This is a genomic window from Corynebacterium timonense (assembly GCF_900105305.1).
Lineage (GTDB): Bacteria > Actinomycetota > Actinomycetes > Mycobacteriales > Mycobacteriaceae > Corynebacterium > Corynebacterium timonense.
Genome location: NZ_LT629765.1, coordinates 2,233,066 through 2,252,941, shown reverse-complemented (window position 1 = coordinate 2,252,941; position 19,876 = coordinate 2,233,066). Strand labels below are relative to the sequence as shown.

The following is a 19,876-nucleotide window of genomic DNA, read 5'->3' as shown; positions in this document are numbered from 1 at the left end:
CGAATGACACCCGTGCCGTTTCATCGCGCCCCGCGGAGTTATGCTCGCGCGGCGCGCAAGAAGGAAGGACGAGGACCAATAACGTGGCGGAACAACCCATCGAAGCGCTGTGGCGCGACATCGTCGCAGAACTGCTGACTCTGTCGGAGCGCCCGAGCTCAGCGATTCCGACCCTCACGCCACAGGAGCGCGCCTACCTCCAGCTGGTGCGCCCCGTCATGCTTGTCGACGGCTACGCCATCCTGTCCACCCCGCACGCCGCAGCCAAGTCCGTCATCGAGGACAACCTGGCCCCCCACATCGTTGCGCTGCTCACGCGCCACCTGGGCACCCCGTGCAGCCTCGCCGTCTCCGTCCACCAGCCCGCGCCGCCCGCGCCACCTGCGCCGGAACCCGAGCCCGCGGGGCAGGAGTGGTACCCGACGACGTCCGAGTCCTTTCGCACCGAGCGCCCCCACCAGCCGGGAGAGCAGATCCCCATGGGCCTCGACGAGCTCGCCCGCATGCACTCTCAGCAGCAGGCCGCCTCGCAGCCGTCGGCACCAGCCCAGCGCATTCCCCGCGAGAAGCCGGCGCACGACCCGGACCGCGAGACCTCGCTCAACCCGAAATACACCTTCGAGAACTTCGTCATCGGCTCCTCGAACCGCTTCGCCAACGGCGCCGCCGTGGCCGTGTCCGAAAACCCCGCCCGCGCCTACAACCCCCTATTCATCTGGGGCGGCTCCGGGCTGGGCAAGACCCACCTGCTGCACGCCGCCGGCAACTACGCGCACGTGCTCCAGCCGGGCTTAAGGATCAAATACGTCTCCTCCGAGGAGTTCACCAACGACTACATCAACTCCGTGCGCGACGACCGGCAGGAATCCTTCAAACGGCGCTACCGCAACCTCGACATCCTCATGGTCGACGACATCCAGTTCCTCGAGGGCAAGGAGGGCACCCAGGAAGAGTTCTTCCACACCTTTAACGCCCTCCACCAGGCCAACAAGCAGATCATCCTGTCCTCGGACCGGCCCCCGAAGCAGCTGACCACCCTGGAAGACCGGCTGCGCACCCGCTTCGAAGGCGGGCTCATCACCGACGTGCAGCCGCCCGACCTGGAAACGCGCATCGCCATCCTGATGAAGAAGGCGGCGGCCGACGGCACCCATGTCGACCACGCGGTGCTCGAGCTCATCGCCAGCCAGTTCCAGTCCTCCATCCGCGAGCTCGAGGGCGCGCTGATCAGGGTCTCCGCCTACTCCTCACTCATTGAAGAGCCCATCACGCTCGAGGTGGCCCAGGTCGCGCTGCGCGACATCCTGCCGGACGAAAACGACATCAACATCACCGCCGCCGCCATCAAGGACGCCGCCGCCGAGTACTTCGGCGTCACCCTCGAGCAGATCACCGGCGCGGGCAAGACCCGGCAGGTTGCCCACGCCCGCCAGCTGGCGATGTACCTGTGCCGCGAGCTCACCGAGCTCTCCCTACCGAGGATCGGCGACGAATTCGGCGGCAAGGACCACACGACCGTCATGTACGCCGACCGAAAGATCCGCAAGGAAATGACGGAAAACCGCGGGACCTACGACGAGATCCAAGAGCTGACCCAGATGATCAAGAACAGGGCCCGGATGCTGTAACCCGGCTTCTCTTCTCCCTCGCCGCGAGCGCTGTTTCGGCAGCGCCCGCGGTTTTTTCGTACGCGCAGAGCCTTCTCCACAGGTTTGTGCACAGCTGTGTAATTCCACCGATGTGATTCCATGATTTCACGCACACTCTGACCCAGACCACGACGCAGCGTGGGTGTGGATAACTCGCGGGTTCGTGTGAAAGCCCAGTGGACAAGCCCCCACGCGCTGTGGAAGGACGCGACGCCTGGAAAGTTATCCACATCGGCCCCGGTTTATCCACAGGTTATCCACACCGGACGGCACACCCCGTTTTTCCGGCGCGACCACACCAAACCCTGGTTCATCCACAGAATGCACAGGACTTATTGCTGTTACCGACTCCTCACTTTTGTCATTCTCCCGAGGGAAAGAGGACCTGTGAGTCACGCCGCTCGGGACATCGACAAGCAAGCGAAATCCGCGACCCCGGTAAATGACACGGGTGGGCGCTGCGCCTAAGGTGGAGTGAAATTCCGTCATTCTGTCCGCTGCTTTCGGGCGCGGGCCAACGTGCAAGGAGCCGCTCGCCGCTATGGACGACAACCGCGTGTCATTTCGCGTTCACAAGGAAGACCTCTCCGACGCCGTAGCCTGGGTCGCACGAAGCTTGCCAACGAAGAACACGCAACCGATCCTCCGCGCCGTCGTCATCACCGTCGACGACGACGGCCTGGAGTTCGCCGGTTTCGACTACGAGGTGTCCTCCCGCGTGCGCATCGGCGCCGAGGTGGGCGAGCCGGGCCGCGTCGCCGTCGCGGGCAAGCTCCTCGCGGACATCGTGGGCAACATGCCCGCCAAGCCCGTCGAGGTCTCCTCCGACGGATCGAAGCTGCTGCTCCAGGGCGGATCCGCGCGCTTCGAGCTGCCGCTCATGCCGCTTGACGACTACCCGCAGCTGCCCACCCTGCCCGAGGTGACGGGCACGCTGTCTCCCGCGGACTTCGTCGGCGCCGTCACCCAGGTCGCCTCCGCCGCCGGGCGCGACGACACCCTGCCCATGCTCACCGGCATCCACCTCGAGGTCACCGGCTCCACCATGCAGCTCACCGCCACCGACCGCTTCCGCCTGGCGCTGCGCACCATTTCGTGGGAGCCGGTCGCCGAGTCCGTCCAGGCGAAGCTGCTCGTGCCCGCGAAGACGCTGCTGGACAACGCGCGCACCCTGGACACGCACATCGACACCCCCGTCGAGATCGCCGTCGGCGACACCGAGAACATCGGCGGAGACGGGCTCTTCGGCCTGCACTCGAGCAACCGCGAAACCACGACCCGCATGCTCGACGCCGACTTCCCGAACGTCCAGCCGCTCCTGCCGAAGTCCCACACCTCCATGGCGCGCGTGGCCATCGCGCCCCTGGTCGAGGCCATCCGCCGCGTCAGCCTTGTCGCCGACCGCAACGCACAGATCCGCATGCAGTTCCGCTCGGGCGAAGTCACCCTGTTCGCCTCCGGCGCTGATTCCGGCGAGGCCACGGAAACGGTCGAGGCGGAGTTCGAGGGTGCCGAGGGCCTGCTCATCGCCTTCAACTCCGGTTACCTCAAGGACGGTCTCGCGGTCATCCCCACCGACGACGTGGTCTTCGGCTTCACCGAAGCCTCCCGCCCCGCGATCATGATCCCGGCATCCGACGAACTGCCCGCCCCCGGGGCCGACGGCACGTTTGCCACCCCGCAGACGGAGTTCACCTACCTGCTCATGCCGGTGCGCCTGCCGGGCTAAGCCGTGTACATCCGCGAACTCGACCTGCGGGACTTTCGTTCCTGGCCGGAGCTTTCGCTCGAGCTTTCGCCGGGGGTGACCGTCCTGTCGGGGCGCAACGGCCACGGCAAGACCAACGTCGTTGAGGCGGTGTACTACAGCTCCGTGCTCAAAAGCCATCGCGTCTCCGCCGACGGCCCGCTCATCCGCGCGGGCGCCGCCAACGCGCGCGTGTCCGTGACCACGGTTAACGAGGGCCGCGAGCTGACCACGCACCTGCTCATCAAGGAGTCGGGTGGCAACCAGGCGCAGATCAACCGCACCCGCTTAAAGTCCCCCCGCGAGGTGCTCGGCGTGCTGCGGACGGTGCTTTTTTCCCCGGAGGACCTGCGCCTTGTGGTCGGCGAGCCCGCGGAGCGGCGCCGCTTCCTCGACGACCTCGCCGCCCTGCGCACGCCGCGCCTCGGCGGGGTGAAGGCGGACTACGACAAGATCCTGCGCCAGCGCAACGCCCTGCTGCGCAGCTCGGCCCTCAACCTGCGGCGCGGCTACGACGACCCGGCCGGCGCCGCCGCGCTGAGCACCCTCGACGCGTGGGATGCCCAGCTCGCGCACGCCGGGGCGCAGGTCATCGCGGGCAGGCTCTCGCTTCTCGACGACCTCGCCGCGCCCATCACCGAGTCCTACGCCGCCGTCGCCCCCGAGTCGCGCCCCGCCGCGGCGCACTACCGCTCCACGGTCGACGACGCGGTGCGCACCCTGCTCGGGGAGGGCACCCGCGACCCGGAGGTCATCGGGGCCGCCATGCTCACCGAGCTCGGCCGCAGGCGCGCCGAGGAGATCGAGCGCGGCACCACCCTCGTCGGCCCCCACCGCGACGACCTGGTACTTCTGCTCGGCGAGCAGCCCGCAAAGGGCTACGCCAGCCACGGCGAAACCTGGTCGCTCGCGCTCGCTCTCCACCTGGCCGAGTATTCGCTGCTCGCGGCCGAGGGGTCCGAGCCGGTGCTCATCCTCGACGACGTCTTCGCCGAGCTCGACGCCGCGCGCCGGCAGCGTCTGGTCCACGTCGCCGAGGGCGCCGAGCAGGTGCTCATCACCGCCGCGGTGGGCGACGACCTGCCTGGCAACCTCCACGACGTGGTGAGCGGGCGCTACAGCGTGGTCATGGAGGAGGGGGTGTCGCGCATTGAGTGACCTGGTCAAAGACACCTTCGACACCCTGCGCTTGACCGCCCGGCGGCGCGGGGTGAAGCTGCCCGACCTGCGGCGCCAGGGCGCGAGCGTCATTCCCCGCCGCAGCGCCCCGCGGGGCGTGGCGGTTCCTGGGACCCCGGAGGTCACGGTGCCGGGGCTGAACCTGGAGCAGGCGGGGCCCACGCCGTGGCGGGGTAGGGGCCGGCCGACGGGCCTCGACGGGCGCCCGCTGGGGCGCAGCACGCGGGTGCAGGGGTTCGGCGCGCTGGTGAGCAAGGAGATCCGCGACCGCGACTGGACCCACAACATCGCCTACGGCTGGGTCATGGGCAACTGGGAGGGCCTCGTGGGAGAGAAGATCGCCCAGCACACCACGGTGGAGATGGTCAAGGACGGCGAGGTCTTCGTCTCCTGCGACCAAACTGCCTGGGCGACGCAGTTGAAGTACATGCAGGGTACGGTGCTCGCGGAGATCGCGCGCAAGGTTGGCCCCGGGGTGGTGACCAAACTGCACGTCTACCCGCCGAAAACGAAGAGCTGGCGCTACGGGCCGCTGCACGTCAAGGGCCGCGGGCCGCGCGACACGTACGGGTAAGTTGCGCGTGCCGTGGGTGGGATCACACGGTGTAAGATAGGACGGGTTAAAGACCCGATAGCGCAATAGGAGAGTCCATCAAACGTGGCTACCAACGAACCGCACTATGACGCGTCATCGATCACCATTCTCGAGGGACTCGAGGCCGTGCGCAAGCGCCCCGGTATGTACATCGGTTCCACCGGTACGCGCGGCCTGCACCACTTGGTGTGGGAGGTCGTCGACAACTCAGTCGACGAGGCGATGGCCGGCTACGCGGACCGCGTCGACGTCACGCTGCTTGCCGACGGCGGAGTGGAGGTCGTCGACAACGGCCGCGGCATTCCCGTCGAGATGCACCCCTCCGGCGCCCCGACCGTCCAGGTGGTCATGACCCAGCTGCACGCTGGCGGCAAGTTCGACTCCGAGTCCTACGCGGTGTCCGGCGGCCTCCACGGCGTGGGTATCTCCGTGGTCAACGCGCTGTCGACCCGCGTCGAGGCGGACATCAAGCGCGGCGGCAAGCACTGGTACCAGCGTTTCACCAACGCCATCCCCGACGAACTGGAGGAGGGCGGCAACGCCCGCGGCACCGGCACCACGATCCGCTTCTGGCCCGACGCGGAGATCTTCGAAACCGTCGAGTTCGATTACGACACCATCGCCCGCCGCCTGCAGGAGATGGCCTTCTTGAACAAGGGCCTGACCATCACGCTCAAGGACGAACGTGCCTCCGACGAGGAGCTTGAGATCGAGGCGATCGTCGAGGAGGGCGAGAGCGCCGCGCTGGTCGAGGGCGATTCCTTCGACGACGACGTGGTTGCGGGAACGGACGGCGCCCCGGCGACGAAGAAGAAGCGCGAGAAGAAGGTCACCTACCACTACCCGAACGGCCTCATCGATTACGTCGAGTACCTCAACCGCGCCAAGAACGCCATCCACCCCACCATCATCGGCTTCGAGGCGAAGGCCGCGGAGCACGAGGCCGAGGTGGCGATGCAATGGAACGCCGGCTTCACAGAGTCCGTGCACACCTTTGCCAACACCATTAACACCCACGAGGGCGGCAGCCACGAGGAGGGTTTCCGCGCGGCCCTGACGACCCTGATGAACCGCTACGCCCGCGAGCACAAGCTGCTCAAGGAGAAAGACGCGAACCTCACCGGCGACGACTGCCGCGAGGGCATCTCCGCGATCGTTTCCGTGCGCGTGACCGACCCGCAGTTCGAGGGCCAGACGAAGACCAAGCTGGGGAACACGGAGATCAAGGGCTTCGTCCAGCGCGCCGTGGGCGAGCACCTGTCCGACTGGTTCGACGCCAACCCGGCCGAGGCGAAGGCCATCATCAACAAGGCCGTCGCCTCCTCCCAGGCCCGCCAGGCCGCGCGCAAGGCCCGCGACCTCGTGCGCCGCAAGTCCGCCGGCGACATGGGCGGGCTGCCCGGCAAGCTCGCCGACTGCCGCTCCAAGGACCCGAAGAACTCCGAGCTGTTCATCGTGGAGGGCGACTCCGCGGGCGGCTCCGCGAAGCAGGGCCGCGACTCCATGTACCAGGCGATCCTTCCGCTGCGCGGCAAGATCCTCAACGTGGAAAAGGCCCGCATGGACAGGGTGCTGAAGAACGCCGAGGTCCAGGCCATCATCACCGCCCTCGGCACCGGCATCCACGACGAGTTCGACCTGAGCAAGCTGCGCTACCACAAGATCGTGCTCATGGCCGACGCCGACGTCGACGGCCAGCACATCGCCACCCTGCTGCTCACCCTGCTGTTCCGTTTCATGCCGGAGCTCATCGAAAACGGGCACGTGTACCTGGCTAACCCGCCGTTGTACAAGCTCAAGTGGGCCAAGGGCGAGCCGGGGTACGCCTTCTCCGACGCCGAGCGCGACGACGAGCTCGCCGCCGGACTCGAGGCCGGGCGCAAGATCAACACCGACGACGGCATCCAGCGCTACAAGGGCCTCGGCGAGATGAACGCCAGCGAGCTGTGGGAGACAACCCTAGACCCGGAGCACCGCATCCTGCGCCGCGTCGACCTCGAGGACGCGCAGCGCGCCGACGAGCTCTTCTCCGTGCTCATGGGCGACGACGTCGCGGCGCGCCGCTCCTTCATCACACGCAAGGCGAAGGACGTCCGTTTCCTCGACGTCTAACGCTGGGCTCGCAGAGGGGCGCTCAGAGGGCGCCCAGCGGCTGCTGCCATGGTGCGTGCAGCGCGATCATCTTCGCCGCCTCGACGATGACGTCGATGTTCGCCGGGTAGGCCTTCAGGGCGTAGTCGCTGCCTGGGGCGGACTGCACGTGCCCGGCGATGCGCCGCGTGCGCTGCGGGTCCGCCGAGAAGGTCTCGCCGGCGAAGACCACCGCCGCGGGGTCGATCACTTGCACCGCGACGTCGACGACGCCGCCGAGGATGTCCGCCCGGTGGTCGAGCAGGGCGGCGAGGCGGGCGTCGCGACGCGCCGCGCGCACGAGCTCGGGGAGGCTCGACGCGCGGTAGCCGTAGTCGGCCGCGCACGCGAGCAGGGCCGACACGCTCAGCGGGTCGGTGCCATCGTGCGCGGAGGCAGCGGAGAGAGGCGAGTCGCGCATGAAGCGCGACAGCAGGGGGTTTTGGTGGCCCAGGCGGGGGCGGTGGATGCCGCCGTGCACGATCCACGCGTAGCTCACCACCTCGCGCGCGTACACGTAGAGCGCCGAGCGCGTGAGCGCCGCGCTCTCGAGGTCTCGTAGGTCCATGTGGGCGAGCTCGAAGGCGGCCATCGCGGAGACGCCCGTGCACACCTCCACGTCCACGTCGGGGGCGAAGTTCGAGGTCGCCGCGACACGGCCGAGCGCCGCGCGGGTAAGTGTGAGCGCGGGAACGTTGTCCCATCCGTACGTGGGGCTGGTGATGGTGCCGTCGTCGTGGACGTCGGCGGAAAACGCCACGCCCGCGTTCTGGATGGGGACGGGGGCCTGCTGCGCGAGGTGCGCCATGCGCCACGCGACGGTTTCGAGCGCGTCGTCGGCGCGAGCCGTGCTCACGTCGAGGGCGAGCCGGTCCTGCGCTAGCACCCGGCCCTGCAGGTCGGTGAGAACGATGCGGGTGTCGCGCTTGCCCACGTGGGCGCCCACCGCGAGGAGCTCCTCGCCATCGACGTAGAGTCCCGCGCTCGGGCGGCCGGGCCCGGTGTCCTGCGACGATCCGAGGCGGATCAGGCCGGCCTTTTCCAGCCGGGTGATCAGCCGCGAGGTCGTGGCTTGCGTCAGGCCGAGGTCGTCTTGCAGCTCGCGGCGGGTAATCCCCGGGTGGACGCGGACCTGTTGGAGGCAGCGTCCGGCGATATCCGAGGGCAGCCGGAAGTGGACCGGCCGGGGCGTCGCCTGGGTGGTGGGGGGTACAGCCATACGCTGATGATACGGGATAAAGACAAAGCGGTCTATTTAGGGCCGCGTCTCGCGTGTACCGAGGCACGCCCGTTGACCTTAGTTTTATCCATCGTGGTTGGAACTATGGGGCAAAAATAGACCGTGTGGTTTACTCGCGATCATGCCTCGCACCGAGGATGCGAACGACACAGGCCACGCAGTGACACCGCACAGAAACCGCTCTGAAGGAGACCCCATGACCACCAGCACCCCAGCCCCGACGCGGACCGCAGTCGACCTCGCGGACACCCGGGCCCTGCGCGCCGCGCTCGCGCTCGCCCCGACCCCGCTGACCACCGCGGGAGCACTTGTCGACGGCCACCCGGCCGGCATGATCATCGGTAGCTTCGTCGGCCACAGCCTGGAGCCGGCGCTGGTGAGTGTGAGTATCCAAAAGACCTCCACCACGTGGCCGCTGCTGCGCCGCGCCCCGCTGATCGGCCTGAGCATCCTCTCGGAGGCCAACCGCGAGGCCGTCGCGAACTTCTCCCGCCCCTCCGCCGAGCGCTTCAACGGGCTCGAGTTCGAGACCGACGGCAGCGCCATCCTCCTGCCCGGCGCCGCGTTCAACGCCACCGCCCGGCTCGTCGAGGAAATCGATGTGGGCGACCACATCCTCGCCATCGCGCAGATCGAGCGCGCGCACACGACCACCACCGACGACGGCGAGAGCCACCGCCCTCTCGTGTTCCACCGCTCCGCGGTGACAACGACGATCTAGGCCGCGGCCCCTACTGAAGTATCACCTCTGAGGAGTACGAATGCTGGCGGATAACCGGTGGCGTCTCCGCGGCGTGCAGTTTTCTGTGCTCGTCGCGCTCATCGCCGTCTGGTGGGCCATCACCCACTTTTCGCACATCAACCCGGTGATACTGCCCTCCCCGGTCGACGTGGGCAGGCAACTCGTGGAAACGAACATCTGCCGCGAGCAGGGCGATGGCAGTGCGCGCCGTACGTGCGGCGTGCAGGGCTATTTCCTGTGGCAGCACCTGCTCGCCACCATCCAGCGCGTGGCGGTCGGCTTCGGCGCGGGCATCATCGTCGGCGTGGCGCTTGGCTGGCTCCTAGCGTCGCACCGCGTGCTCCGCGCGATCGTCGAACCCTACGTCAGCTTCATGCGCGCGCTGCCCCCGCTGGGCTACATCGGCCTGCTCATCGTGTGGTTCGGCATCGGAGACACCTCGAAGGTCATCCTCCTGTTCCTCGCCACGTTCCCCGCCATCACCGTCGCCACCACCTCCGGCGTCATCGGCGTGCGCCACGATTGGGTGCGCGCCGCCCAATCGATGGGGGCGAATCGCGCGCAGGTACTCCAACGCGTGACCATCCCCGGGGCGTTGCCCGAGATCTTAAGCGGCATGAGGCTCGCGAACGGCATGGCGTGGTCGGCGATCATCGCCGCGGAGCTCAACGACGGCATCCCGGGGATCGGCGCCTTGGCGTTCATCTCCGGTACGCAGCTGAACACCTCGCTGACCATCGCCTCCATCATCGTGATCGGCGTCGTGGCCGTGGGTATGGATCAGCATTTCCTCTGGGCCGAGCGGCGCTGGGCCCCCTGGCGCGGAAAGGGATAACTGCCGATGAACGCGAGATCTCTCACCGCGGCGCTTCTCGCGTCCGCGGGTGTGCTCCTCACCGGGTGCGTGGGCACTCCGGCCAGCGAGTACGAGCAGCGCACGAACGCCGAATGTCCCGTCGAGCCTACCGAGGCGGCGGGCGAGGTCCGGCTCGGCTACCAGGTCATTCTGGGCACTGAGCTCTACGTCCGCGACCGGGGGCTGGCGGAGGCGTGTATGCCCAACGCCGACCTGCGCTGGATCCGTTTCCCCACCGGCCAGGACGTCGTGCAAGGGCTGGCCTCCGACTCCATCGACCTCGGCTTTTTGGGATCCACGCCCTCCGCGAAGGCCCTGAGCGAGCCGCTCAGCCTCGACGTGGTTATCCCGCGCGTCAGCGCCGTCATCGGGGACACCGAGGCGCTCGTGGCCAAGGACGATTCGGTAGACACCATCACGGACCTGCGCGGCGGCAGGATCGCCGTGCCGTACTCCTCCACGGCGCACTACAGCCTGCTCAACGCCCTGCGCTCGGCCGGAATGGACCCCACGCAGGACGTCGAGCTGGTCAACCTCTCCCCGGACGCGCTGCCGGCGGCGTGGCAGTCGGACGAGATCGACGCCGCCTATGTGTGGGATCCCGTCCGGGCCTTCCTCGCCGAGTCGGGCCACATCGTGCTCACCAGCACCGACGTCGCGGAGGCGGGAGCGCCGACGTACAACTTCACGCTCGCAGCCCGCGGCTGGGTTGAGGAGAACACGGAGCTTGTGCAGACGTGGCTCGACCTGCAGGACTGGGCGGCGCAGGTGCGACGCGACGACCCAGAAGAGTTTGCGCAGGGCAACGCCAACGAGGCGCAGCTCAGCGTCGAAGAGACCTTGTACCAGCTCGATGGCCTGCACATTGTGGGCGGCGCGGAGCAGCTCGAGCAGCTCCGGGGCGTGCCCGAGGCGCTCGAGCGCACCTCCGCCTTCCTCGCCGGCGAACGCGAGGTCGCCGCGCCGCTGTCCAGCGAGGACGCCTACGACGCGGTGTTTTTCATGGAAGGAAGGTAACCCACGATGATCACGCTTGACCACGTGTCTCACGTCTACACCACGGAGGACGGCGAGCAGGTGCCCAGCCTGCAGAAGTTCAGCCTCAACATCGCCGACGGAGAGCGCGTCTGCGTCGTCGGCCCGTCCGGCTGCGGGAAATCGACGCTGCTGCGCCTCATCGCGGGCTTCCTCCTCCCCACCACCGGGACAATTACCGTGGCGGGCCGCACGGTGAAGGGGCCCGGCAATCATTGCGGGGTGGTGTTCCAGCAGCCGACCTTATTCCCGTGGCTGCGGGTGAAGGACAACATTCGCTTCGGCGCCTCCCTGACCGGAGACCCTGAGCAGGAGAAGGCGGCCGAGCGTCTCACCGAGGTGGTGGGGTTGAGCGAGGCGCGGGAGCGCTTCCCCCACGAGCTATCCGGCGGCATGCAACAGCGCGCCCAGATCGCGCGCGTGTTGGCGCAGTCGCCGCGCGTGGTCCTCATGGATGAGCCTTTCGGCGCGCTCGACCCGTTCACCCGCGAGCAGCTCCAAGCCGACCTGCTGGGCATCTGGGCGGCGAGTACGCCCAGCATCGTCTTCGTCACCCACTCGGTCGACGAGGCCCTACTGCTCGGCCAGCGGGTCGTGGTGATGGCCGCGAAGCCGGGGCGCATCGTGGGCGTCTACGACGTGCCCGACGTCTACGGCTCTCTCGCCGGGGCGGAGCCGGACCTCGCCGCGGTGAGCGACCTGCCCGAGTTCCGCGAGCTGCGCCGCGAGGTGAAGGGCGCGATCAGTGAGGCGGCCGTCAATACGTCATCTGTTTGAGAGCGGGATCACAGAGAGGCGAGTACACTCTCCACACATGGTTTCTGTCGACATCACGTTGCCCGACCGTTCGACCAGCACCGTTTCGCTGTTTCCGGCGGCGGGAGCGGAGAAGCCCCTCGTCGTGATTTGGCCCGGTTTCGGCATGGGGGCGCGCTACTACACACCCATCGCGAGCTGGTTGAGCGATAACGGCTTCCCCTCGGCGATCGGCGAGCTGCGCGGCCAGGGAACCAGCACGGCGCGCGCCTCCCGCTCGCGCACCTGGGGCTACCACACGTTGGTCACCGAGGACTACCCGCTGACCATTAGCGCCGCCAAGGAGGTGCTGGGCCTATCGGCCGGGCACCCCGTGGCGCTGCTGACGCACTCGATGGGTGGGCAGGTGGGCATGTTGTACCTGTCCAGCGCGCGGGCGCGGGAGCAGAACGTCGTCGGCATGATGGGCGTGGGCACAGGCAGCCCGTACTGGAAGTCCTTCACGGGCCGCAGCAAGCGGCGCATCGGGATGGGGGCGCCGGTGATGGCGGGGGTCTCGCGCACCCTGGGCTTCTGGCCGGCGGGGAAGTGGGACCTGGCTGGCTACGGGCGGCAGGCGGGCCGCCACGTCCGGGAGTGGGCGCAGCTGTCGCGCAGCAACTCGATCGGCCACATCGCCGGGGCGGATTATCCGACGGCTGTGTCGGGGGTGCAGGTCCCGGTGCTGTTGACGCGGTTTGGCAACGACGAGGACTGCACGATCGCCTCGGCGGAGGCGCTCGCGCAGCATGCGCCCGCCGCCGAGCTGGCGGTGGAGCAGCTCGACGGGGGCCTGGGGCACAACAAGTGGGCGCGCGACCCGGAGGTCGTGGGGCGCAGGTTCGTGCGCTTTTACGAGGAGAAGCTGGCCTAAGCGGCGGGCCCCGCGCGATGTCGGATGCGTGCGCCCGCTGAGGTGCGGTACCCGTGGGTTTCGTTCGTGCGGGGTGGGGATCCGTCGGCCGGGTGGTGTTCGACCCGGCCCGTGGTGCGGTTGATGTCCACGTGGCCCTTGTTGCGGGCGCCGTCCCTGTCGTCGTTGACGCAGCGGTGGTGTTCGCGGCACAGCCCGGCGAGGTTGGAGATGTCGGTGAGGCCGCCGTTTTTCCAGGCCACGATGTGGTGGCCCTCGAGCTCCATGCCGGGGCGGTCGCAGCCTGCCCAGGCGCAGACGCCTTGGGTGGCAAGGAGGGCGAGTTTCTGCCCGACGGAGGCTAGGCGGGTGCGCCCCAGCGACAGGGGCAGGGCCGTGACGGGGTCGAGTTCGAGGATGAAGTCGGTGCCGCTCAGGCCCAGCCGGAGGATGTCGTGGGCGTCGAGGTCGATGCCGGTGTTGGTGGCAAAGAGGGTGTCGCGGTCGCTGGAGGTGAGGTCCTCGGCAGTGAGGGAGAGGACGACGGAGGCCGCGCCCCGGCCGCGTTGCTGCTTGCCGTGCTCGTAGCTGTGGAGGATGGCGACGAGCTGGTCGTGTCCGCGCTGGGCCCGGGTGCGGGTGTCCTCGGCCGGGTCGGTGGAGACGTTGGTGCCGGGCGCGTACCCGGGCTCGATGAGGGCTTTGAGCAGGGCCATCTCCCCGCGGGCGAGCTGGAGGGTGACGCGGCCCAAGCCGTCGGCGTCGGGGCGCCCGAAGCTGATGGAGCGCTTCTTCCACGCCGCGTGGGGGTCTTTCTCTCCGTCGTAGTCGCGGCCGCGCAGGTTGGCGCGGCGGACGTTGTCGCGCAGCCAGCGGCGCAGCTCTTCCGGCCCGCACCCCGTAGCGTGAGCGAGGGCCTCGGCGTGTAGCTCGTCGTACCCGGGGGTGGCGTGTTCGTTGAGGTCACGCAGGGCGTACTGGATAACTTTGTGCTTTTCCGCGCTGACGGCGCCGGCGCGCGAGCGGGCGGCGGCACGGGCGCGGCGGGCCCGCTCGAGGCGCTTTTCGCGGGCGCGTTCGCGTTCCGGGGTGGGTTCGGAGTCGGCGGGAATGTCGGGCACGACGGGCTCGCCGTAGAGGTCGTGGCCTCGCGTGATGCGGCTGCGCGCCTCGGCGCGGGAGAGACCGAGCACGTCGACGAAGTACTGGGTGGCGTGGTTGGCGCCGACGACTTCGCCGGCGCCGTCGCGGTCGGCGAGGTAGGCGTAGGCGGCGTCGATGGCGGCGAGCGCGTCGAGTGAGGCGTAGAGGCGCTCCATGTCGGCGCGCACCGCGCCGAAGGTGAGGTCGTCGGGGGTGGAGAAGATCGCGGAAAGGTCGCTGGTGGCGGACGTGATGGCGTCGACAAGCGAGCCGAGCGGCGTTGACAGTGACGTTGACACGGCCACCCCCCTTTCTTGGAACCTGCCCCACACCCTAAAGCCCCGCCCCGACACACGCCCTATCGATACGAACACACGTTCGAACGCAGCCTGCAAAAAAGGCCCGGGACAGCCCGGGCTGGGGTGCTAGAGGGAGGAGCCGGCCAGGCGCAGCGGGATGAGGATGAGGGAGCTGATGATGCCGATGGAGGAGTTGATGAGGATGGCGGCGGCGCCAATCTTCAGGGCCTGCTCGGTCTCGAAACGGTTGATCGGGGTCAGACCGTCGAAAAAGTCGACGATGTCGCCGGGGATCTGGATGCGAGAGCTGGGTTCCGGCGCAACGATCTGCGCATTGGCGGCGGGGGCCGCGGAAACGATGGTTGTGGTTGCGAGTGCGGCGACCAGCGCCTTCTTGAGCTTCATGAGAGTGCCTTCCGTGGGTGGTGGGGGGGAACGTGATCTAGATTACAGGATTTTACAAGGTTGCGGGGTGCTCCATACAGAAAAAGGGGGTTAAGGGTCAAAATGTGTGTCCGGAATTGGTGATTTCCGGTATCTGACCTCGGCGATTTCCGGAAGTATATGCCCCAAGAGCGTATATCCGCTGTTGTGGTCGTATATCCCCGGTGTGGCGTGGTTGATGTGGTAGGGGCCGGTGGTGTGGTGGCCCAATGCCGAAGAACCGACCCCGCTGCGCTGTGTGCGGCGGCGAAATGAAGCGTAATGGGAAAACCTCCGCGAACCGCACTCGGTGGCGATGCAAGATCTGCGGTGCCTCCGTCACGAAACGACGGCCGGATATCACCAACGCCGCCGCCTTCAACGCCTTTATCACTCACGTCACCACGGGTGACAGTCTGAAAATCACCGCTGCCAAAACAGGCTGCAACCCACGCACCTTGCAACGCCGGTTTGAGCACTTCTGGCTAGTTGATGTTCCCGATCCCACCATCGGGCACGAAGGCCGAGTCTATGACCAGGTCTTTCTTGACGGCACCTACACCGCCGGCGGATGTCTCATAGTTGCCGCCACTTTGGATCACGTCATTGCCTGGCACTGGTGCACACACGAAACCACCCGCGACTACCAGCAACTGTGTGAACGCATCCCCGCGCCCCTGATCGCCGTGATCGACGGTGGACAAGGCGCGGCCAGCGCGATCAAGAAGTGCTGGCCTAACACCAAGATCCAACGCTGCCTTGTCCACGCCCAACGTGTGGTGCGCCGCTACACCACCTCCCGCCCGCGCACGGATGCTGGACGAGCGATCTACCATCTCGCGCTTAACCTCACGAAGATCACCGATCTTGATGAGGCGGCCGCGTGGGGTGCCAAGCTCCACGAATACGGCAACGTCTACCGCGACTGGATGAACCAGAAAACGTGGACAACCGACCCATTGACGAAACAACGCACCTGGTCGTGGACGCATGAGCGCACCCGCAAGGCCTACAACAGCCTCAACCACCTGTGGCGCAACAACTTGTTGTTTGTCTACCTCGCCCCACCCGCTGGTGTGATCAACCCCGGGCGGATCAAACCGACGACTAACAGTCTTGAAGGCGGGATCAACGCCCAGCTGAAACTGCTTGCCCGCACCCATCGCGGCAGATCCGGTGAGCATCAACGCCGGATGCTCGACTGGTGGCTTTACCTGAAAACAGAACTGCCTGACGACCCAGTCGAGATCGCCAGACAGTCCAACTGGGGTCAGGACCAACTCGCCAAAGTTCCAACCCTGACCCACAACGAGAACCACGCCGACCACGAAACAGGACGACCAGCCCTCTACGACAACGCTATCGACACCAACTACACCCACTCAATCGGCATCCAAAAAGGCCACATCTAGCCCCCGCGACACGCCGACACCAGACACACATTTTGTCGTATAACCCGAAAAAGGCCCCTCGTGACAGGGGCCTCTTCGTGTTGGGGCTCTTCCGCCGCAGCGCCGGGCAACTCCTCAGCCACATTCGTCACTGCAACCACAACGGCAACAAATGTAACACGGGGGTCGGGGCGGCGCCACCGTCAGCCCGTCCCGCATGCACGGTTTGCTTGTCGACGCCCTCACCCCGCGTCAACCCACTCCCGGTACACCGCCGCGGCGACCTCCGCGAGGGCGTCGTTGTGGCCGGTCAGCGGACCCAGCGCGAGGACGGTGCGGCGCAGCTGGGCGGCCGCCGCGTCACGCGAATCAAACACCGGCGCGCCGTGGATGCGGGCCCCGGGGACGGCGGCGCAGGCGGCTAGCGCCGCGAAGGAGCGCACGCGCACCCTATATATGTGGCACACCTCGTCGGCGATGGCGAGCATCTGCTCGGAGCTCAGGCTCTTCACGGGCGCCTCACGCGTCCCTCGCGCGCCGGATCCGCGCCTCGGTGGTGGCGTACTCCTGGGCGTGGGTGCGGGCCAGGGCGGTAATGGTGGCGTCGTCAAGCATGCGCGCGGCCGCGGTGGCGATAGCGCGGCGCGCGGCCTCCTGCTTGGAGCAGCCCCACGCGGAGGCGAGCAGCACGAGGGCTTTGTCCTCCTCCGTGGTCAGCCGAAGTGTCATTGCCATACCACTGTGATACCACCGCCGGGGGCGGGAAAGCGCGCAGGGGCCGCTAGAATGTGCGCAGACGAAAGAAAGGCTTCCCATGAGTGATGACACCCTCGGCGGTGACGAATACGACCGCATCATGCCCATTGACATCAATGAGGAGATGCAGACCAGCTACATCGATTACGCCATGAGCGTGATCGTGGGCCGCGCTCTTCCCGATGTCCGCGATGGCATGAAGCCGGTCCACCGCCGCGTCCTGTACGCCATGTACGACGCCGGGTTCCGCCCCGAGCGCTCCTACGTCAAGAGCGTGAAGGCCGTCGGCGAGACGATGAGTAACTACCACCCCCACGGCGACTCCGCCATCTACGACACCCTCGTGCGCATGGCCCAGCCGTGGGCGATGCGCTACCCGCTTGTCGACGGCCAAGGTAACTTCGGCTCCCCCGGCAACGACGGCCCGGCGGCCATGCGCTACACGGAGTGCAAGCTCACGCCCATCGCGATGGAGATGGTCCGCGACATCCGCGAGGACGCCGTGGAATTCTCCCCCAACTTCGACGGCAAGACCCGCGAGCCGGACGTTTTGCCCTCGCGCGTGCCCAACCTCCTCATGAACGGCTCGGGCGGCATCGCCGTGGGCATGGCCACCAATATCCCGCCGCACAACTTGCGGGAGCTGGCGGAGGCGATCTACTGGCTCCTGGACAACCCCGAGGCCGAGGAGAGGGCCGCGCTCGACGCGGTGATGGAACGGGTCAAGGGCCCCGATTTCCCCACGGCCGGGCTCATCGTGGGCGACCAAGGCATCAAGGACGCCTACACCACGGGCCGCGGCTCGATCCGCATGCGCGGCGTGACGGAGATCGAGGAGATCGGCAACCGCCAGGTCATCGTCATCACCGAGCTGCCCTACCAGGTCAACCCGGACAACTTCATCGCCAGCATCGCCGACCAGATCACCAACGGCAAGATGCCGGGCGCCGCCCGCATCGAAGACGAGTCCTCCGACCGCGTGGGCATGCGCATCGTGGTCACCCTGCGTCGCGACGCCGTGCCCCGCGTCGTGCTCAACAACCTGTACAAGCACTCGCAGCTGGAGACGAACTTCGCCGCGAACATGCTCTCCATCGTCGACGGCGTGCCCCGCACCCTGCGCCTCGACCAGATGCTGCGCTACTACGTGCAGCACCAGATCGACGTCATTGTCAGGCGCACCCGCTACCGCCTCGAGGAGGCGGAAAAGCGCGCCCACATCCTGCGCGGCCTGGTCAAGGCCCTCGACATGCTCGACGAGGTCATCGCCCTGATCCGCCGCTCGCCGACGGTCGACGAGGCGCGCGCCGGGCTCATTGAGCTTCTCGACGTCGACGAGGTCCAGGCCGACGCCATCCTCGCGATGCAGCTGCGCCGCCTGGCCGCCCTGGAGCGCCAGAAGATCGTCGACGACCTCGCCGCGATCGAGCGCGAGATCGCCGACTACAAGGAGATCCTGGCCACCCCGGAGCGCCAGCGCGCGCTGGTGGGCGAGGAGCTCGCCGAGATCGTGGACAAGTACGGCGACGACCGCCGCACCCAGCTCGTCGCCGCGACCGGCGACGTCACCGAGGAAGACCTCATTGCCCGCGAGAACGTCGTGGTCACCATCACCTCCACCGGATACGCCAAGCGCACGAAGGTCGACGCCTACAAGTCCCAGAAGCGCGGCGGCAAGGGGGTGCGCGGCGCCGAGCTGAAGCAGGACGACGTGGTGAAGAACTTCTTCATCTGCTCGACCCACGACTGGATCCTCTTCTTCACCAACTTCGGCCGCGTCTACCGCCTCAAGGCCTACGAGCTGCCCGAGGCGGGGCGCACCGCCCGCGGCCAGCACGTGGCCAACCTGCTGGAATTCCAGCCGGAGGAGAAGATCGCCCAGGTCATCCAGATCCAGTCCTACGAGGACGCCCCCTACCTGGTTCTGGCCACCCGCGAGGGCCGGGTGAAGAAGTCGCGCCTGACCGACTACGAATCGGCGCGTTCCGCTGGGCTCATCGCCATCAACCTCAACGAGGGCGACTCGCTCATCGGCGCCGTGCTGGTCAACGAGGGCGAAGACATCCTCCTCGTCTCCGAGCAGGGGCAGGCGATCCGCTTCACGGCCGACGACGACCAGCTGCGCCCGATGGGCCGCGCCACCGCCGGTGTGAAGGGCATGCGCTTCCGCGGGGACGACCAGCTCCTCGCCATGACCGTCGTCGCCGACGGGCAGTTCCTGCTCGTGGCCACCACCGGCGGCTACGGCAAGCGCACGCCGATCGAGGAGTACAACGCGCAGGGCCGCGGCGGCATGGGTGTGATGACGTTCAAGTACACCCCGAAGCGCGGCAAGCTCATCGGCGCCCTGGCCGTGGAGGAGGAGGACCAGATCTTCGCCATCACTTCCGCCGGCGGCGTGATCCGTACTGAGGTCAGCCAGATCAGGCCGTCGTCACGCGCGACGATGGGCGTGCGCCTCGTGGACCTGTCCGACGGGGTGGAGCTGCTTGCCATCGACAAGAACGTCGAGGATGAGGGCGAGGAGGAGGCCACCGCCGTGGCGAAAGGTGAGAAGACGCTCGAGGAGGCGATGGAGATCACCTCGTCCGCCCCGGGGGCGCCCGTGAAACCAGAAGGTGAGGAGTAAGCCATGGCTGCCCGGAAAGTGACCATCACGCACGTGAGTGCGGTGTCCGCGTTCAAGATCGGATCGATCCTCGCCATCTTCGGCTTCCTCGCGTGGATGCTCGCGGCGGCGCTCGTCTACGGCGGACTGCAGGGCGCCGGGGTGATCGAGTCGCTCAACTCGCTCATCGGCGGCGTGGGCGGCGACCAAGTCGTCGACTTCCCGCTGTTCCTGTCCGCGGCGGCCCTCCTCGGCCTCGTCGGGGTCGTCTTCGTCGCGGTCATGTCCCCGCTGGCCGCGGTGATGTACAACGCCGTGGCCAACCTCGTGGGCGGGCTGTGCGTGCAGATGGACAACAACGCGCGCTAGACGGGGTTGAACATGCCTGCTACCTGGCGATTTGGCGTCGACTGGCGCGGTGGGTAATGTTCTATC

General features: G+C 67.5%; 18 protein-coding genes. 13 read left to right on the top strand and 5 right to left on the bottom strand.

The window, feature by feature from the left end:
* Nucleotides 1-83: 83 nt before the first annotated feature.
* The 5 genes from dnaA (at nucleotide 84) to gyrB (ending at nucleotide 7,282) form a co-directional block, all read left to right on the top strand.
* Nucleotides 84-1,628, top strand: a complete 1,545-nt coding sequence (dnaA, locus tag BLT81_RS10740) for a chromosomal replication initiator protein DnaA (protein WP_019193582.1) — start codon at nucleotides 84-86, stop codon at nucleotides 1,626-1,628.
* A 562-nt stretch (nucleotides 1,629-2,190) separates the two neighbouring features.
* Nucleotides 2,191-3,378, top strand: coding sequence for a DNA polymerase III subunit beta (gene dnaN / locus BLT81_RS10735; RefSeq protein WP_019193583.1), 1,188 nt, complete (start codon nucleotides 2,191-2,193; stop codon nucleotides 3,376-3,378).
* A gap of 3 nt (nucleotides 3,379-3,381) precedes the next feature.
* Nucleotides 3,382-4,554, top strand: coding sequence for a DNA replication/repair protein RecF (recF, locus tag BLT81_RS10730; RefSeq protein WP_019193584.1), 1,173 nt, complete (start codon nucleotides 3,382-3,384; stop codon nucleotides 4,552-4,554).
* Complete coding sequence (locus BLT81_RS10725; protein ID WP_019193585.1) at nucleotides 4,547-5,149, top strand: DciA family protein; 603 nt, start codon at nucleotides 4,547-4,549, stop codon at nucleotides 5,147-5,149. The genes recF and BLT81_RS10725 overlap by 8 nt, the downstream gene beginning before the upstream one ends.
* Nucleotides 5,150-5,233: 84 nt before the next feature.
* The gene (gene gyrB, locus BLT81_RS10720) at nucleotides 5,234-7,282 is read left to right on the top strand and encodes a DNA topoisomerase (ATP-hydrolyzing) subunit B (protein ID WP_019193586.1); all 2,049 of its coding nucleotides are present in this window, start codon (nucleotides 5,234-5,236) and stop codon (nucleotides 7,280-7,282) included.
* 22 nt (nucleotides 7,283-7,304) lie between these two features.
* Here gyrB and BLT81_RS10715 read toward each other — a convergent pair whose 3' ends face one another.
* Nucleotides 7,305-8,519, bottom strand: a complete 1,215-nt coding sequence (locus BLT81_RS10715) for a MarR family transcriptional regulator (protein ID WP_019193587.1) — start codon at nucleotides 8,517-8,519, stop codon at nucleotides 7,305-7,307.
* Between the two features lie 217 nt (nucleotides 8,520-8,736).
* On the opposite strand from BLT81_RS10715, the gene BLT81_RS10710 reads away from it, so the two are divergent.
* The 5 genes from BLT81_RS10710 to BLT81_RS10690 are packed head-to-tail and all read left to right on the top strand — an operon-like array spanning nucleotide 8,737 to nucleotide 12,842.
* Nucleotides 8,737-9,261 carry a flavin reductase family protein gene (locus BLT81_RS10710; RefSeq protein WP_019193588.1) on the top strand — a complete coding sequence of 175 codons (525 nt, stop codon included), beginning with the start codon at nucleotides 8,737-8,739 and terminating at the stop codon, nucleotides 9,259-9,261.
* A gap of 40 nt (nucleotides 9,262-9,301) precedes the next feature.
* Nucleotides 9,302-10,117: an ABC transporter permease gene (locus BLT81_RS10705; RefSeq protein WP_019193589.1), complete on the top strand. Its 816-nt coding sequence runs from the start codon at nucleotides 9,302-9,304 to the stop codon at nucleotides 10,115-10,117.
* Between the two features lie 6 nt (nucleotides 10,118-10,123).
* On the top strand, nucleotides 10,124-11,155 hold the full coding sequence (locus BLT81_RS10700) for a taurine ABC transporter substrate-binding protein (RefSeq protein ID WP_019193590.1): 1,032 nt from the start codon (nucleotides 10,124-10,126) through the stop codon (nucleotides 11,153-11,155).
* A 6-nt stretch (nucleotides 11,156-11,161) separates the two neighbouring features.
* On the top strand, nucleotides 11,162-11,950 hold the full coding sequence (locus tag BLT81_RS10695) for an ABC transporter ATP-binding protein (RefSeq protein ID WP_019193591.1): 789 nt from the start codon (nucleotides 11,162-11,164) through the stop codon (nucleotides 11,948-11,950).
* 37 nt (nucleotides 11,951-11,987) lie between these two features.
* Nucleotides 11,988-12,842: an alpha/beta fold hydrolase gene (locus BLT81_RS10690; protein ID WP_019193592.1), complete on the top strand. Its 855-nt coding sequence runs from the start codon at nucleotides 11,988-11,990 to the stop codon at nucleotides 12,840-12,842.
* Here BLT81_RS10690 and BLT81_RS10685 read toward each other — a convergent pair.
* Both BLT81_RS10685 and BLT81_RS10680 read right to left on the bottom strand, forming a co-directional pair.
* Nucleotides 12,839-14,263: an HNH endonuclease signature motif containing protein gene (locus BLT81_RS10685; RefSeq protein ID WP_155860795.1), complete on the bottom strand. Its 1,425-nt coding sequence runs from the start codon at nucleotides 14,261-14,263 to the stop codon at nucleotides 12,839-12,841. The genes BLT81_RS10690 and BLT81_RS10685 overlap by 4 nt on opposite strands.
* A gap of 126 nt (nucleotides 14,264-14,389) precedes the next feature.
* Nucleotides 14,390-14,668 carry a hypothetical protein gene (locus BLT81_RS10680; protein ID WP_019193594.1) on the bottom strand — a complete coding sequence of 93 codons (279 nt, stop codon included), beginning with the start codon at nucleotides 14,666-14,668 and terminating at the stop codon, nucleotides 14,390-14,392.
* Nucleotides 14,669-14,916: 248 nt separating this feature from the next.
* Here BLT81_RS10680 and BLT81_RS10675 point away from each other — a divergent pair, with 248 nt between their 5' ends.
* On the top strand, nucleotides 14,917-16,098 hold the full coding sequence (locus tag BLT81_RS10675) for an IS1249 family transposase (protein WP_083337269.1): 1,182 nt from the start codon (nucleotides 14,917-14,919) through the stop codon (nucleotides 16,096-16,098).
* Nucleotides 16,099-16,319: 221 nt separating this feature from the next.
* On the opposite strand, the gene BLT81_RS10670 is transcribed toward BLT81_RS10675, so the two are convergent.
* Complete coding sequence (locus tag BLT81_RS10670) at nucleotides 16,320-16,589, bottom strand: hypothetical protein (protein ID WP_019193595.1); 270 nt, start codon at nucleotides 16,587-16,589, stop codon at nucleotides 16,320-16,322.
* Between the two features lie 7 nt (nucleotides 16,590-16,596).
* Complete coding sequence (locus BLT81_RS10665; RefSeq protein ID WP_040420969.1) at nucleotides 16,597-16,812, bottom strand: hypothetical protein; 216 nt, start codon at nucleotides 16,810-16,812, stop codon at nucleotides 16,597-16,599.
* A gap of 79 nt (nucleotides 16,813-16,891) precedes the next feature.
* On the opposite strand from BLT81_RS10665, the gene gyrA reads away from it, so the two are divergent.
* Together gyrA and BLT81_RS10655 are read left to right on the top strand one after the other, a co-directional pair.
* The gene (gene gyrA, locus BLT81_RS10660) at nucleotides 16,892-19,462 is read left to right on the top strand and encodes a DNA gyrase subunit A (RefSeq protein WP_019193597.1); all 2,571 of its coding nucleotides are present in this window, start codon (nucleotides 16,892-16,894) and stop codon (nucleotides 19,460-19,462) included.
* A 3-nt stretch (nucleotides 19,463-19,465) separates the two neighbouring features.
* Nucleotides 19,466-19,810, top strand: a complete 345-nt coding sequence (locus BLT81_RS10655; protein WP_019193598.1) for a DUF3566 domain-containing protein — start codon at nucleotides 19,466-19,468, stop codon at nucleotides 19,808-19,810.
* The last annotated feature ends 66 nt before the right edge of the window (nucleotides 19,811-19,876 follow it).